A 15,136-nucleotide genomic window follows, 5' to 3' on the forward strand; every position below is an offset into this window, starting at 1 on the left:
ACACGTTGAAGGCACATCATGAACAGAAAAGCCCCGCTGGACGAACTGTCCGCGGCAGTCGGCCGGATCATGGGCCTGCTGCTCACCGAGGAAAAGGTGAACGATGCCGTCCTTCATCTCGCCCAGGGGATCAGGCAGGCCATTCCGGGGTCGATCGGCGCCGGGGTGAGCCTGCTCGATGTGCGTGGCAACCGGACCAGCACCGGGTTCACCGATGAGGTGGTCGCCGAAGCCGATCGGTTGCAGTACGAGCTGCGGCAGGGGCCGTGCCTCACTGCCTGGGCATCGGAGATGTCCATCATCGTCCCGGATGTGGCTACTGACCGGCGTTGGCCGGAATGGAGCTCCGCCGTCTGGGGCCTTCCCATCCGTTCCGTGCTGAGCGCGCCGTTGATGGTGGGACAACATGCACTGGGAGCACTGAAGGTCTACGCCGATGCGCCGAACATCTATGACGACGGCACGGCCCGCCTGTTGGAGCAATTCACCGCTCCCGCCGCCATCCTGCTATCCCATATCCAAGGCACTGAAACCGTCAAGCAGATCAGCGGGGGCCTCCAGGCAGCGCTTTACAGCCGCGACCTGGTCAACCGGGCGTGCGGGATCCTCCTCGCCCGGGGAAGCGGCACCGCGGAGCAGGCTTTGTCGGAGCTGATGACCATGGCGCGTACCCAGCAGAAATCGTTGATCGATGTCTGCACTGACCTTGTGGCCGGAACTGCGGCCGACGGGCGCTGAGGGCTCGCCGTGGCATTCGAAAGCTACGAACCCGAGCAGCGGCATAAACTGCAGGCGGCGCTCAAGACCGGTGACATCACCACCGGCGAGCTGTGGCTTCGCTATTTCAGCATCGGTGGTTCCGCCGGAGAATACGAGGTGGACGCCTATCTGCAGGGGTTGTTCTCCCTGCCCCGGCTGGAACGGGACCTGCTGGCCATGGCCGCCAACGAACTACTGCCCGACGGGAAGGGCCCGCGTGCGCCCTACTCCGATGAACTGCCGCCCATGGAACCCGGTGACGGATAACCGGAAGCGCGGGCTGAACCTAACTGGGGCACAGCGGTACTGGAACGAACCCGCAGGTTCGTGGAGACCAGTTCGTTCTCGCCGTGGAACGTGGGATCCTGTGACTTGAGTGCCTGCAGCATAAGCTGCACCGCCCGCTCACCCTGCCGGCGGGGGTGCTGCTCGATGGTGGTCAGCCCGAACAGCTCACCCAGTTCGTGTCCGTCGATGCCGATCACCGACACGTCCCCCGGCACCTGCAGGCCGAGGTCCCGTGCTGCCAATATTGCCCCAATCGCCATTTCATCCGAAGCGCAGAAGAACGCCGTTGGCCGGGCACGGGGATTGGACAGCAGCTGCTTGGCTTGCCGGTAGCCGCCCGGAATGGTGAAATCGCCGTCGCAGATGTAGCCGGAAGGCACGCTCAGGCCGGCGCGGCGCATTGCGTCCTCATACCCCTCACGGCGCGTTCCGGTGACTCTGAAGTCCCGGACCTCGTGCTGTTGGGTCCCGCTGATGTGGGCGATTCTGGTGTGCCCCAGGGCGATCAGGTGCTCGGTTGCCAGGGACGCCAAATCAAATCCGTTGATGCCCATCGACGGCACACCGGGCAACGGCCCGCCGATACCCACCACGGGCCGCTTGATCGACAGGAGCTGCGCGATCTCCTCCGCGTCCAGCTCCATGGACACCACGATCACGGCATCGAGCCGCTGCCGCAGCAGGAAGTCCTTCAGCACGCTCTGCTGGTAGGTCGGGATACTCCCGGTGTTGTACAGCGTGAAGTCGTAGCCCGCCTCCAGCAGCGCGTTGGAGGCGCCCTCGATGACTTCCGAGTAGTACCAGCGCGCCACAGTCGGGACCACCACGCCGACATTCCGGTGCCGGCCCGAAGCAAGACTGGAAGCCGAGTAGGACATCACAAAGCCCAGTGCCTCGGCGGCGGCGAGCACACGCTGACGCGACTTTTCCGAGACATGGCCGTTGCCGCTGAGCGCACGGGACACGGTGGCAGTGGAAACCCCTGCACGTGCGGCGACGTCCTTGATACTGGCCACGCCGCCCCCTCACTCGATATTCAATATGCACCCGGCGGGTTTACCGCCCACGAATCAGTCCTGGAAAGAAGCGCTGCGGTCCGCAGACAGGTCAAGCCAGACAGCGTGGTTGCTGTCAAGCCTGCCGTCCGCTCCCGCGCCGGCTTCACTCGCTACGACGATATCAAGCGGCGGAAGCTGCACGGCATCCCTGCCCATGTTGAGCACAACAAGAGTGTCCCCGTTGAGGAAAGCCACGACGTCGTCCTCCGGAAATCCGCCGGCCCAGGAAAGGGAGCCGGAGCCGAGTGCGCGTTCGCGGCGGATGCGGAGTGCGGTGCGGTACAGGTTCAGGGTCGAGTTGCTGTCGCTGATCTGGGCCTCCCGTGAGAGCTCAGCCCAGTCCTCGGGCTGCGGAAGCCAGGACTGTCCGGTGGTGCTGAAGCCGAAGGCGCCGTCTGCATTGGCGTTCCAGGGAAGGGGGACGCGGCATCCGTCGCGGCCCAGGCGTTCGCCGCCGGTGCGCAGAAATGACGGGTCCTGGCGGTGCTCGGCTGCCATGCGGGTGTGGTCGGGCAGGCCGAGTTCCTCACCCTGGTACAGGTACACGCCGCCGGGCAGTGCCAGCATGGTCAGGGAGGCGGCGCGGGCGCGTGAGAGGCCGACCGCGGTATCGGGCTGCGGGTCGGCAGCGCCGATCCCGTCGCCGCCCCGAACCGGCTCCGAGAGTCCCAGCCGTGAGGTGTGCCTGACGACGTCATGGTTGGAGAGTACCCAGGTGGTCGGCGCGGAGACCGCATCGAAGGCCGAAAGGGAGTCGGTGATGACCCTGCGCAGGCCAGATGCCTCCCACGGCGCACCGAGGTAGGCGAAGTTGAAGGTCTGGTGCATCTCATCCGGACGGACCCAGTCAGCCAGCCGCGGCAGGGGGTCAATGGAGGCTTCCGCGCACAGGACGCGGTCGCCGTCGTACGTGTCAAGAATGGCGCGCCAGCTGCGGAAAATGGCGTGGACCTCTTCCTGGCCGAACATGGGGGCGTCCGCACCCGGGAAGCCGGGGGTGCTGATGCCGTCAGCCCGGCCGCCCCAGTCCGGGAGGCCCGCGGCTTTCACCAGTGCGTGGGCGACGTCCACGCGGAAGCCGCTCACGCCGCGATCGAGCCAGAATCGGAGGATCCGCTCAAATTCCGCACGGACGGCGGTGTTGTCCCAGTTGAAGTCGGGCTGCGAGGAGTCGAAGAGGTGGAGGTACCACTGGCCGGGCGTGCCGTCAGGATTCTGGGTGCGGGTCCAGGCGGAGCCGCCGAAGTGGGATTGCCAGTTGTTCGGCGGGAAGTTCCCGTCCTCACCGGTACCGTCCCGGAAGATGAACATTTCGCGTTCCGGGCTGCCGGCGTCGGACGCGAGGGCCGCCTGGAAAAGCGGGTGCTCGTTTGAACAGTGGTTCGGTACCAGGTCGATGATGACGCGGATGGCGAGCTCGTCCGCGCGGGCGACGAGGGCATCGAAGTCAGCCAGGGTGCCGAAGATGGGGTCGACGTCGCAGTAATCGCTGACGTCGTAGCCGCCGTCCTTCTGCGGTGAGGTGTAGAAGGGTGAAAGCCAGACGGCGTCGATGTCCAGTTCAGCGAGCTGATGCAGTTCGGCGGTGATCCCGCTGAGATCACCGATCCCGTCGCCGCTCAGGTCGCGGAAAGAGCGGGGGTAGACCTGGTAGATCACCGATGACCGCCACCAGCGCGCATCAGAGTCCTGAGGGTGGATCAGGGTGAGATCGAGAGTCTGCAGTGCGGGGCCGGAGGCAGGCAGAACGGGGGAGGAAGAAAGCGACATGCGGAAAAGTGTACGGGTATACGGGACGCAATTGGAAACGCTTTCACTTCACCACTTTCTCGGTACGGTTCATAATCGGCGCCATTCCGCCGGTCCAGACGGAATCCGGAGTATCGCCGGATGCACCTGGAACTGTGGGCGAACATCTCAGAATGGAAACGCTTACACTTGTGACGTGCTTCGCTCGCTAAGGTGGTCGGAGACCTGACCACCAACCACACCGGCGATGCGCACGAGTGGTTCGAGGCGGCGTCGTCGGATCCTGCTTCCGAGGAAGCGGGCTTCTACTACTTCTCCGAGGATGGCTCCGACTACGCGGCATGGTTCGGCGTGCCGAGCCTGCCGAAGCTGAACTGGCTCTCCCCCGCGCTCCGGGAGCGGTTTATCGGCGGGCCGTCGTCCGTCGTCGCGCGGTTCCTGCAGCCCCCGTTCAATCTGGACGGCTGGCGGATCGACGTCGCGAACATGACGGGCCGCCACGGTGCGGTTGATCTGAACCGTTCGGTGGCCTCAGCCGTGCGTTCGACCATGCGGGACGTCAACCCGGACACGCTGCTGCTTGCCGAGTCCACCAATGATGCGGCGCGCGATTTCCACGGCGACACCTGGCATGGGGCCATGACGTACTCGAACTTTACGCGCCCGCTATGGCAGTGGCTGGCCGGTTCCGCTGCGGACCGGGTGAACTTCTTCGGCACTCCCCTGCCCGGGCCGAACCGCATTCCGGCCGAGCAGTTCGTTGAGCTGCACTCCGTGTTTGCCGCCGCCTTCCCCTGGCAGGTCCGGACGCAGAACTGATTGCGCTGAACACGCATGACACCGCGAGGGCTGCGACGGTCATGATTCCCGGAGGGCAGCTGGTTGGGCTCGGCATTCTGTTCTCGATGCCAGGGATTCCCACCCTGTTTGCCGGTGACGAGTTCGGGCTGCAGGGTGTCAACGGCGAAGAGTCCAGGACGCCGATGCCGTGGGATTCGCTCTCGCGGGAGCACCACGACCTGTACGACGCCGCGGCTCACCTGGGACGTCTGCGTCGGGATACGCCGGCGCTTGCTTTCGGAGGACTGCGGTGGTTGTACGCGCAGGGCGACGTGCTGGCCTATATCCGTGAGCACGCCTCGGGGTCGGTGCTGGTGGTGGCGTGCCGTTCCGGTTTCGATGACGTGACCCTGCCCCTGGACAACCTCGGCATCGACGCTGCCGATAGCGCCGCGGACCTGTGGGATATCGGCGGTAGCGCAGCGGAGTGGGCGCCGTTTGCGGGTTCCGGTTCGGGCGCGAGTGCGAGCGCGGGTTCCGGCAGCTTCCGCGGCGATGGTCCGGGCGTCCGGCTGTGGCTGGTCCCGGGCGTCGTGGGGCCTGGTTCCTGACCGCTCCCCGGAGGGCCTCGGACGCAAAAACTGCCCGCAGGTGCAGGACGGCCGGTTCGAAGCGGCGACCCTGCACCCAAGGGCAGTTTCTACTTACGGAGTCCCGGGTTACTGCTGCTGGAGGAAGTCGGCGAGACCCGCGAGGTCGTCGGTGTTGATGTGGTCCACACCGGCGTTGACGAGTTCGGTCCACACTGCGTCACGGGCAGCGCCCTCGGTGTCCGGGGTTGCCCAGAAGCGGACGCGGTACCCGGCGTCGTGCGCTGTTTCGACGTAGGTCTGGAGTTTGGCGCGTTCTTCCTCAGGCATCGGGCCCTCGCCGCGCCAGGTGAAGAGCTGGGTCCAGTTGTTGCTCACCAGGGGCATGAGTTCCGCGGGCATCCCCGAGGAGAGGTCCGAGGCCCGGCCGTCGTAGAACCCGAACCGCTGCGTTGCCGCTTCCATGGTCGCAAGGGGGCGGTTTCCACTGATCACCGCGGTCACCGGTCCCTGCTTGGTCGACCCGTGACTGTACCGGGTCAGGATCGACCGGTGCTCAGCGAGTTCTTCCTCGATGGCGGCGTACGTTGCTTCGCCCTCGCTCTTGATGTCGATCAGCAGCTGGAATTCACCGTCCCAGCCCGGGTAGACGCTGCGTCCCTGGCCCTTCACGAGGTCGGCCAGCGGGTCGAGGTAAAGGCTCTCGAGGGTGACGCCGGGCTGGACGTCCTCGAGGTCATGCGCCACGAGGAGCTCCCCGTCGACCAGCCAGACGTCAGCCTCCACACTGGTGAAACCCTGTTCCAGCGCGTCGAAGAGCGGACGGTCATGTTCGTAGTCGTTGTGTGCGTGGGCGGCGGCCTGCGGTTCACCGAGTACGACGTCGGTGGGCTGGGCGGGTGCCGCTGCCACCGGCGCGGCGCTGATGGTGAAGGCGGCGAGGGTTGCGCATACAGCGGTGAGGTGAAGGAGCTTCATGGGGTTCCAGACTGTCGGGATTGGTTGGTTGGGAGGGTCAGGCGTTCTTTTCCACCTGGGCGATGCCCGGGCGGCCTGCTTCGACGTAGAGGGTTCCGTTTGTGCTCAGGGGTGCGTCCGGCGTCGTGACGTAGGGCACCACCTTGTAATCGGTGCGCCACTGGGTGGGGGTCAGCTCGCACCGCACGTAACCGCGCTGTGCGTTATGGAATTTCAGGTGCGGATTTTCTGCGAGCCACTGCTGGCCGGTCGCATCCATATCGCGGCCGTTCCCGCCCGAGCTGATGGAGGTCCCGAGGAATTCGGTGCCGATCGTCGGGGACGACTGGTCGTCGAAGTTGAGCTTGAGGTCCGCGGCGGCGCTCCGGTGGGCGTCTCCCGTGAGGATGACGAAGTTGTCGACTCCGCGCTGCTGCACGCCGTCATACAGGCGTTGCCGGGCAGCGGCGTACCCGTTCCACGTGTCCATCCCGAGCCCCACCTGAGGGCCGGGCGTGGCGTCAACCTGCATGGAGAAGACCTGGTTCCCCATGACGTTCCAGGTGGAGTCGGAGCGTTCCATGCCGTCCAGCAGCCACTGCTCCTGCGTTTCCCCGAGCATGGTGCGGGCGGGGTCCAGCCGTTCGTAGCAGTCGAAGGCACGCCCGCCGCCGCACACCTGGTCGTCGCGGTACTGCCGTGTGTCCACCATGTTGATCTCCGCGAGGTTCCCGAACTTCGCGCGACGGAACAGTTGCATGTCCGGGCCGTTGGGCTTGTTGGCGAGACGCAGGGGCTGGAACTCATAGAACGCCTGGAACGCCGCTGCCCGGCGCTCGAGGAACACGGCGGGATCCTGGTCCGGCTCGTTGTCTTCCTGCGAGATACTGCCGGCCCAGTTGTTTTCCACCTCATGGTCATCGAGCGTCACCAGCCAGGGGAAGGCTGCGTGGGCGGCCTGCAGATCCGGGTCTGTCTTGTACTGTCCGTGCCGTACCCGGTAGTCGCTGAGCGAGAAGATCTCCGAGACAGGTAGGTGCCCGCGGCCCAATTGCCCCTGCCCGCTGCCCTCGTAGATGTAGTCGCCGAGGTGCAGGACCACGTCCAGGTCCTCCTGCGCCAGGTGCTTATACGCGGTGAAGTAACCTGCAGGCATGTTCTGGCAGCTCACGAAGGCGAACGCCATCGAGGCGAGTGCAGCACCTGCGGCAGGCGCCGTTTTGGTCCGGCCCACCGGGCTGAGCTGCCCGGCTGCGCGGAAGCGGTACCAGTACTCGCGGTCAGGCCGCAGGCCGCTGACCTCTACGTGGACCGAGTGCCCGAGTTCCGGAGAGGCCATTTCCGCGCCTGCGCGGACCACCCGCGCAAACGCAGGGTCCTCGGCGATCTGCCAGTTCACCGGGACGGCCTTGTTGGGCATACCGCCCTTGCCGTCCGGTGCCGTTGGCTCCGGTGCCAGCTTGGTCCAGATCACGACGCCGTCAGGCACCGGCTCACCGGAGGCCACTCCCAGCGAGAAGGGGTAGTCGGAGAACTGCGGATTGGCCCAGGCGCGGCTCGGCTGGGTTGCAGCCATGCCGACGGCGGCGGCGAGCGTGCCGCCGCCCAGGAGGCTGAGGAAACGGCGTCGGTCAGTGCTGGCAGACAGGGCATCGAACATGGTGGCAGGACCTCCGGATAGGCGACTGCCACCATTGAATCGAGCGCACCCGAACTCCCCGCCACCCGGATTTGAACACCATGCGGACAGTTAGTTAACTCAGGCATGCAGTTTTCGCCGTCAGACTTTCGCCCGTGGACACAGAAACTGCCCGGAGGTGCAGGATCGCCGGTTCGAAGCGGCGGTTTTGCACCTACGGACAGTTTCTGTGGACCTTCGGCTACTGCTTCTGCCACGCCCCACAGCGCCGGGTAGTGAAGTCCTGGCCTTCGACCAGGGTCACCATCGGACGCCCGCCGCCGGGAATGTCGTTGGCCTGGATGTCGTCCCCGTTGGTGCCTGTGGTGTAGATACCCCAGTAGCAGCTCGATCCGACGTTTTCCTTTGTCCGGTAGGTGCCGGGTTCAATGTCGACACCGACTGTCCAGGTTCCCTCGGCGACCGTGTTCGCTGCCTGCTTCGCTTCGGCACCGGAGGCTGCGTCTTCGCGCTTCTTGACGGCGGCTTCGGCAGCCTTCACTTTCTCCTGCGCGGAAGCGGCGGCGGCCTCGCGCTCTTCAACCTCTTTGCGTTCGCTGTCGACCGCGCGTTCGCGATCCTGGATATCGGTCAGCAGTTCAGCATATTTGCCGCGCACTCCCCGATACTTCTCTTCCATCGACGCCAGTGACTCGTCCAGTTCCGTATTCTCTTCGTTGAGCGCAACGTATTCGTCGCTCCTGGTCGGATCCGGCAGCACCGATCCGAACGCAGCACCGCCGCTGAAGAGCACGACGGCGGCCACCCCGGCAGCAATCCACCGAGCCTTCGAGTTGGAGGCAACCCCCATGGCGCGCGTCCGCGCCTTGTCTACAACTTTCACTATTCTTTTTTTCCTTTTCACTTTTCGTCGCTGATTTCGACGACGATGTCGAGCCCACTGTCGGGGTGGTATCCCCATGAGGCGGAGTAATTCTCCCACTCGGCTTCCTGCCGACCATCAAGCGCACGGGTTGAGTCGATTCGTGACACGATACTGTCCGGGACCTCAAGCTCAAACAGGACACAGGCCACGTCCTCGTACGGTGCTCCGAACGACTCCGCACCTTCCGTTTGCATTGAGATGCTCTGTCCCTCGTCACCGAGGAGGATCCCGTCGGTTGACTCAACGCCGCATGCAGTCACAGCGTCAGACAGCGCGGCAGACTGCTGTTCGAACTCGAGCTGGCCTACGAGCACCCCGACAATGAGTCCGGCCGCTGCGCCTATGCTGCCGGCAAGCCATGCCTTCCCGCGACCGCGATTCGTCGAAGTCACCGCTGGTTCTGCTGGACCGGCGGTACCGTATTCGGCTGCCGCTGGGTCCGGTCCGTCCGTGATGAGAGGTTGTTCGTAGTTCATCCTTGTCCGTCCTCTGGCTGGTTGTTGATGGTGGCGGTGGAATGGCTCCGCCTGTAAGTGGAAATGCCGGTCGCGGGATGGGAAAAGCCCCCACCCATCTCCCATCCCGCGACCGGGGTCAGGGCACCCGGGTCCAGGTGGTGATCCGCCATGGAGTGCAGCGCGGGCACGGCGGCAAGGCGTCGGCCGGACGGTTGAGCGTGATGGTGTGGCCGGCTTCATCGCGGTAAGAGCCGATACCCGGTCGCTCTCCAATGGCGTACATGGTGTTCCCCCTAGCGGTCTTTCAGGTGCTGAGTGGAACACTAGGCGGATTCCATCGCCCAGCTTCCGGCGGTAGCTGATAACCCCCCTTATCGGCGCCTTCGCACGTAAATGTCACTGGCCACCCATACACTCGTTCACAGTCACTCTGTGCAGGAAGGGAGCGAGATGACCACCGAAACTCTGGATCAGCGCATCACGCTCTCCGACATTGCCCGGCTCGCCGGTGTGCAACGCCCGGTCGTCTCGATGTGGCGCAGCCGAAGCAAGGACTCGGCCCTCCCTTTCCCGCCGGTGTGCGGAAACTCCAAGGGCAGGGAAGTTTTCGACGCCGGCGAGGTGGTCGCCTGGCTTACGGCCACCGGGCGCGGAAACAATCCCGCCGCAGTCGACGACGTCGGTGCCTTCACCTTCGCTGCCACCTTCCAGCATTCAGAGGCGGCAGCGCTGCATGGGTGCACGGCACTCCTTACCCTGCGAGAGGTACTCGGGCACCCGCTCGCGGGTATGTCGGCGGCGGACCTGGTGGATGCAGCAGACGAGGCGGATCCGGATGACGCGTTCCTTTTCTCCGAGATTCACTCCCTGGAGCGGACAGGTGACCTCGCGGAAGCGGCCGCTTACTGCGACAACCTCGTGCACTCCGCCTACAGCAATGCCGCCGCTTTTGAACAACTGGTGCAGGAAAAGCGCCGCCTGAATCTCCGTGAGCAGGCTGCAACCGCTCTGGAACAATCCGCCCTTGAACTCCTTGCCTCCTCAGCCATAGAGCTCGGGAACCCGGCGGCGGACGGCACCTTGGTTGATCCCTTCGCGAGCGCCGGAGACGTTCTTCGCGCCGTCCTTCATCGCGTACCGGAGGCAGCACCGGTCACCGTGTTGACGCCGCTCGTGGATGTTCCGGCGGTTCGCCTGGCACACCGGCGGCTGCGGCTGCACGGCGCCCTGCACCGTCCACTCACCACTGACCCTCTCGAATTCCCGGAGGGGTCTGTCATCGTCGCGCAGTTCCCCTCCGAACAGCACCCAGCGATGGCGCCTGCTGAGATGCTCTCGAAGATCGAGCTGCTCATCGATTCGATGGATGACACCCACCGCGCACTGGTGGTGGCGCCGTCGTCGGTATTGTCCGCCGCACTGAACAACCGGGCAGAGGACCGGCGGCGCGCGGACATTCTGCGGTCCGGCCGGGTCCGGGCCGCTGTAGCCCTTCCCCGCGGTCTGGTGCGGAACAAGCCGCGGCAGCAGCACACGCTGTGGGTTCTCGGGCAGGACCACCATGACGTTCCGCTCGCGGACCGCTGGACGCTGGTGGCGGACCTGACTGCACACACCCTTGACGACGTCGTCATCCAGGACCTTGTCGGCGACCTCGCAGCGGCGATGGGAAGCCGCCGCGATGTCTTCGCACACTCCTTCCGGTTTGGGCGGATCGTGCTGACCCGCTCGCTGCTGACCGCACGGGGGTCCTTGACGGGCGCGGCACTGAGGCCGCGCCGCACAGCGAGCGATCCTGCGGAAGCCCTGGCCAGGATCGATGCGTTGGCGGAGTCGTTGCAGGACAAAGAGTTGCTGCAGGACGATGCCGAATCTTCGCTGTCACTCTCGGCTGCCGTGCGCAGCGGAGGCAAGGAACTGCCTCCGCTTCTGATCGGAGAAGCGATCGAGGCGCGCAGCCTGCGGTATTTCCCCGGCCATCGGATCCACGGTGAGCATCTCTCGGGCACCACCGGCGTCCGCCTGCTTGGGGTGGCGGAGCTCCTCGGGGAACTCGAGGATGGAACCCGGCGTATCGGTCAGCTGGAGCTTGCCGCCACGTATCCGTCGGCACGCCGGACGGAACCCGGTGACGTCCTGTTCTGCACTTCACCGCGGACCGCAGCGATGGTCGATGAGGAGGGCGGCGCCGTCGTCGTTTTCCCTGCTCGGGTGTTGCGGATCGACGACGGCGACCCGGGCGGTCTCGTGCCGGAGCTCGTGGCGCACGCGCTGAAATCTGCTGCCGCGCCGGACTGGCGGAAGCGGGCGGTGCGCCGCGTGTCGGATGCTCAGCGGCAGCCGGTGCGCGAGGTGTTGGGCAGACTGGAGCAGGAAAAGAGTCGGGCGCGGGAGCGGCTTGCGCGGATTGAAGAGTTGGCCGGTCTGGTCCTGGAGACGGACGGCATTGAGTTTACGGATATCGAAGCGAGCGGAAGGTAGGGCCTGGTGCCACCGAAGAAGAAGGTCGACGCGACGCCGTCCACCATGAAGGAACTGAAGGACACGCTGTGGAAGGCGGCGGACAAGCTGCGCGGTTCCATGGATGCGTCCCAGTACAAGGACGTGATCCTGGGGCTGGTGTTCCTGAAGTACGTGTCGGATGCGTTCGAGGAGCGGCGCGAGCAGATCAAGGCGGAGCTGACGGCCGAGGGTTTCGATGAGTCGCAGATTGCGGACCTGCTCGACGACGTGGACGAGTACACCGGACGCGGCGTCTTCTGGGTGCCCGCGGAGGCTCGCTGGCCGTTCCTGGCCGAGAACGCGAAGGGGCTGCCCGCGTTCGATGGGGCACCGCCAAAGTCGATCGGGCAGCTGATCGATGAGGCGATGGACGCAGTGATGACGGCCAACCCGTCCCTCGCGGCGACCCTGCCGAAGCTGTACAACCGGGACAACGTGGACCAGCGTCGGCTCGGTGAGCTGCTGGACCTGTTCAACTCGGCGCGGTTCACGGGACAGGGTGCCACGAAGGCGCGTGACCTGCTCGGCGAGGTGTACGAGTACTTCCTCGAGAAGTTCGCCCGGGCGGAGGGCAAGCGTGGCGGGGAGTTCTACACGCCCGCCGGCGTCGTGCGTGTGCTGGTGGAGGTGCTGGAACCGGATCACGGGCGGGTGTATGACCCGTGCTGCGGTTCGGGCGGCATGTTTGTGCAGACGGAGAAGTTCCTGGAGTCGCACAACAAGGAGGGTTCCAACATCTCCGTCTACGGGCAGGAGCTGAACGAGCGCACCTGGCGGATGGCGAAGATGAACCTCGCGATCCACGGACTGAACGGGAACCTGGCGTCGCGGTGGGGGGACACGTTTGCGCGTGACCAGCATCCCGATCTGCAGGCCGATTTCATCATGGCCAACCCGCCCTTCAACATCAAGGATTGGGCGCGGTCGGAGAGCGATCCGAGGTGGAAGTTCGGTGTCCCGCCGGCAGGTAACGCGAACTATGCCTGGATTCAGCACATCATCTCGAAGCTGGCGCCGGGCGGCAGTGCGGGTGTGGTGATGGCGAATGGTTCGATGTCGTCGAATTCGGGCGGTGAGGGCGATATCCGGGCGCAACTCGTGGAGGCGGACCTGGTGTCGTGCATGGTTGCGTTGCCGACTCAGCTGTTCCGGTCGACCGGCATTCCAGTGTGTCTCTGGTTCTTCGCTAAGGACAAGAGCGCCGGTGCGGTTGACCGGTCCGGGCAGGTGCTATTCATCGACGCGCGGAACCTGGGTTACATGGTTGATCGGGCGGAGCGTGCGCTGTCGGATGAGGACATTGCGCGCATTGCGAATGCTTACCACTCCTGGCGCGGGTCCCCTTCCGCTGTTTCGTCCGGACTTGATTACGACGACGAACCCGGCTTCTGCAAGTCGGCTACCTTGGCGGAAATCAAGGCTGCGGACTATGCGCTGACCCCCGGTCGGTACGTTGGTTCGGCTGAGATCGAGGACGACGGCGAGCCGATCGAGGAGAAAATCGAGCGGCTGAAGAAGGAGCTGTTCGAGCAGTTCGACGAGTCGGAGCGGTTGGCTGCTGTGGTGCGGGAGCAGTTGGGGAGGGTCTCGTGAGCATCGACGGCTGGACGATTCGTCCGCTGGGGGACTTTCTCGACTTGATCACCTACGGTTTCACAAACCCTATGCCTACGACGGACGTTGGCCCGTACATGCTGACTGCCAAGGACATTCGAGGCGGAAAAATAGACTACGGCACAGCTCGTCATACCTCCCGTGAAGCTTTCACCTCAAAGTTGACGAACAAAAGCCGTCCCCAGATTGGAGACGTTCTCCTTACTAAAGACGGCAGCATCGGTCGCGTCGCCGTATGCGACCGAAGCGATGTCTGCATCAATCAATCCGTTGCCCTACTACGTCCCAACTCTGCCATCCTGCCTCGATTTCTTTCATACCTCTTACAAGCACCCGCATATCAGCGCCGCATGGAGAGCGACTCGGATGGTTCGACTATCAAGCACATCTACATAACGCGTGTCGACAAAATGCCCATCGCTGTACCGGGCGCATCGGCTCAGCGAGCGATCGTTGAGGTGCTTGGCGCGCTCGACGACAAGATGGCCGCCAACACCAAACTCGCCACAGACGCATCAACCCTTGTTCAATTGGAATTCCATCGCCTAATGAAAGTTGCGCAGACATCCGTAGTTCTCGGTGATCTCCTCGCTCTGGATTACGGCAAGTCTCTCCCAGCGACTAAGCGTGTGCCGGGAGATGTTCCGGTATATGGCAGTGGTGGCATCGTGGGGACGCACGCTGAGGCGTTATGTTCTGGTCCAGGCGTTGTGGTGGGCCGAAAGGGAACCGCTGGAGCTGTGCATTGGTCACCCACCTCGTTCTTTCCGATCGACACGGCGTACTGGGTCCGACCGTTGAGGGACGATGTCAGCCCGGTGTTCGCCTACCTCCTACTAAAATCGCTGCGACTCGACGAGATGAACTCCGACTCTGCTGTTCCGGGACTCAACCGAAACGAGGCACTGGCAATTCCAGCGAGGTGTCCGGAACCAACGGAACTGCAAAGCTTCACCGAAGAAGCTATGGAGCTATTCGATGTGTCGGCGCAGATGGATCACGAGAACCGCGTCTTGGCCACCACCCGCGACGCGCTCCTCCCTCAGCTCATGTCCGGCAAACTTCGGGTGAAGGACGCCTTCGACCGCGTCGAGAGCCTGGTATGAGCCGCGTTTCCTGCAGAAACTGCCAGGAGGTGCAGGTTCGCCGGTTCGAAGCGGCGAACCTGCACCTCAAGGCAGTTTCTGTGGGTCATGAAGTCAATATTGCAGACGCCATCTGCAACATTAGTACGCCTGCGAGGGCTGAATCGATTCGGACAGGCCCTCATAACCAAAGAGGGCTTGTTCCGAGTCCAATTGTGCAAGTGTGCTTGCACAATTGGCACGTCGCAAGTACCTATGCGCGATGTTGCAAGAGTGGCTTGCAACATCGGGCCACCGCCGCGGCCGTGTAATGCCGTCCACAATGTTGCAACGGCCTGTTGCAACATTGATTAACAGCAATCGTGCAACGCGTTGCACAATCGAACCGGCAATTTTGTGCAACAGTCGGGACTGCTGAAGGTTTGGTTGACTCCTGACCTGTGAGGATTAACCTCGCGGGTGGAAGGATGTTCATCATGCCCAAGGCCTTTCCCGAAGAGTTCCGCCGTGACGTGATCGCGGTTGCCCGCAAGGGCGAAGCACCCCTGACCACCATCGCCAAGGACTTCGGCGTTTCACCGGCCGCGCTGCACCGCTGGCTGAAGAAAGCCGACGAGGAAGACGACCCCAAAACCAGGGCAGCGAAAGAAGAATCCGCCGAACTGCGCGAAGCGAAAAAGCGCATCAAGCTTCTGGAACAGGAAGCCGAAGTCATGCGCCGGGCAGTCGCCT

The 15,136-nt window shown here is 64.1% G+C and carries 15 protein-coding genes; 8 read left to right on the forward strand and 7 right to left on the reverse strand.

Annotated features, from left to right (window positions below; all coding sequences use genetic code 11):
• Positions 1–18 precede the first annotated feature (18 nt).
• On the forward strand, positions 19–738 hold the full coding sequence (locus BLS52_RS03205; protein WP_175460070.1) for a GAF and ANTAR domain-containing protein: 720 nt from the start codon (positions 19–21) through the stop codon (positions 736–738).
• A gap of 9 nt (positions 739–747) precedes the next feature.
• Positions 748–1,026: a hypothetical protein gene (locus tag BLS52_RS03210; protein WP_090584457.1), complete on the forward strand. Its 279-nt coding sequence runs from the start codon at positions 748–750 to the stop codon at positions 1,024–1,026.
• Here BLS52_RS03210 and BLS52_RS03215 read toward each other — a convergent pair.
• Positions 984–2,063, reverse strand: coding sequence for a LacI family DNA-binding transcriptional regulator (locus BLS52_RS03215; protein WP_090584458.1), 1,080 nt, complete (start codon positions 2,061–2,063; stop codon positions 984–986). The genes BLS52_RS03210 and BLS52_RS03215 overlap by 43 nt on opposite strands.
• Before the next feature lie 54 nt (positions 2,064–2,117).
• Positions 2,118–3,875 carry a glycoside hydrolase family 13 protein gene (locus tag BLS52_RS03220; RefSeq protein WP_090584459.1) on the reverse strand — a complete coding sequence of 586 codons (1,758 nt, stop codon included), beginning with the start codon at positions 3,873–3,875 and terminating at the stop codon, positions 2,118–2,120.
• Positions 3,876–4,067: 192 nt separating this feature from the next.
• Between BLS52_RS03220 and BLS52_RS18770 the strand changes: the two genes are divergently transcribed.
• Both BLS52_RS18770 and BLS52_RS18775 read left to right on the forward strand, forming a co-directional pair.
• A complete protein-coding gene (locus BLS52_RS18770) occupies positions 4,068–4,673 on the forward strand; it encodes an alpha-amylase family glycosyl hydrolase (protein ID WP_245702665.1) in 606 nt (201 codons plus the stop codon).
• A 41-nt stretch (positions 4,674–4,714) separates the two neighbouring features.
• Positions 4,715–5,245: a hypothetical protein gene (locus tag BLS52_RS18775; protein WP_245702666.1), complete on the forward strand. Its 531-nt coding sequence runs from the start codon at positions 4,715–4,717 to the stop codon at positions 5,243–5,245.
• A 108-nt stretch (positions 5,246–5,353) separates the two neighbouring features.
• Here BLS52_RS18775 and BLS52_RS03230 read toward each other — a convergent pair whose 3' ends face one another.
• The 5 genes from BLS52_RS03230 to BLS52_RS18440 all read right to left on the reverse strand — a co-directional run bounded on the left by BLS52_RS03230 (position 5,354) and on the right by BLS52_RS18440 (position 9,486).
• The gene (locus tag BLS52_RS03230) at positions 5,354–6,202 is read right to left on the reverse strand and encodes a phosphatidylinositol-specific phospholipase C/glycerophosphodiester phosphodiesterase family protein (RefSeq protein WP_090584460.1); all 849 of its coding nucleotides are present in this window, start codon (positions 6,200–6,202) and stop codon (positions 5,354–5,356) included.
• 37 nt (positions 6,203–6,239) lie between these two features.
• Positions 6,240–7,841: an alkaline phosphatase D family protein gene (locus tag BLS52_RS03235; protein ID WP_090584461.1), complete on the reverse strand. Its 1,602-nt coding sequence runs from the start codon at positions 7,839–7,841 to the stop codon at positions 6,240–6,242.
• Positions 7,842–8,061: 220 nt separating this feature from the next.
• Complete coding sequence (locus BLS52_RS03240; protein WP_245702667.1) at positions 8,062–8,703, reverse strand: Rv1352/Rv1906c domain-containing protein; 642 nt, start codon at positions 8,701–8,703, stop codon at positions 8,062–8,064.
• 17 nt (positions 8,704–8,720) lie between these two features.
• Positions 8,721–9,221: a hypothetical protein gene (locus BLS52_RS03245; RefSeq protein WP_217636716.1), complete on the reverse strand. Its 501-nt coding sequence runs from the start codon at positions 9,219–9,221 to the stop codon at positions 8,721–8,723.
• A 118-nt stretch (positions 9,222–9,339) separates the two neighbouring features.
• The gene (locus BLS52_RS18440) at positions 9,340–9,486 is read right to left on the reverse strand and encodes a zinc ribbon-containing protein (RefSeq protein ID WP_175460071.1); all 147 of its coding nucleotides are present in this window, start codon (positions 9,484–9,486) and stop codon (positions 9,340–9,342) included.
• 167 nt (positions 9,487–9,653) lie between these two features.
• On the opposite strand from BLS52_RS18440, the gene BLS52_RS03250 reads away from it, so the two are divergent.
• The 4 genes from BLS52_RS03250 to BLS52_RS03265 form a co-directional block, all read left to right on the forward strand.
• On the forward strand, positions 9,654–11,684 hold the full coding sequence (locus BLS52_RS03250) for a hypothetical protein (RefSeq protein ID WP_090584462.1): 2,031 nt from the start codon (positions 9,654–9,656) through the stop codon (positions 11,682–11,684).
• A 6-nt stretch (positions 11,685–11,690) separates the two neighbouring features.
• Positions 11,691–13,298, forward strand: a complete 1,608-nt coding sequence (locus BLS52_RS03255; RefSeq protein WP_090584463.1) for a class I SAM-dependent DNA methyltransferase — start codon at positions 11,691–11,693, stop codon at positions 13,296–13,298.
• Positions 13,295–14,425 (forward strand): restriction endonuclease subunit S, encoded by a 1,131-nt coding sequence (locus tag BLS52_RS03260; protein WP_090584464.1) that lies wholly within the window; start codon positions 13,295–13,297, stop codon positions 14,423–14,425. Before BLS52_RS03255 ends, BLS52_RS03260 begins: the two co-directional genes overlap by 4 nt.
• Positions 14,426–14,880: 455 nt before the next feature.
• Positions 14,881–15,136 (forward strand): transposase (locus BLS52_RS03265; RefSeq protein ID WP_139186215.1); only part of this gene is annotated, 256 nt, incomplete at its 3' end.

Origin of the sequence: Arthrobacter subterraneus, assembly GCF_900099735.1 — a bacterium.
GTDB lineage: Bacteria > Actinomycetota > Actinomycetes > Actinomycetales > Micrococcaceae > Arthrobacter_D > Arthrobacter_D subterraneus.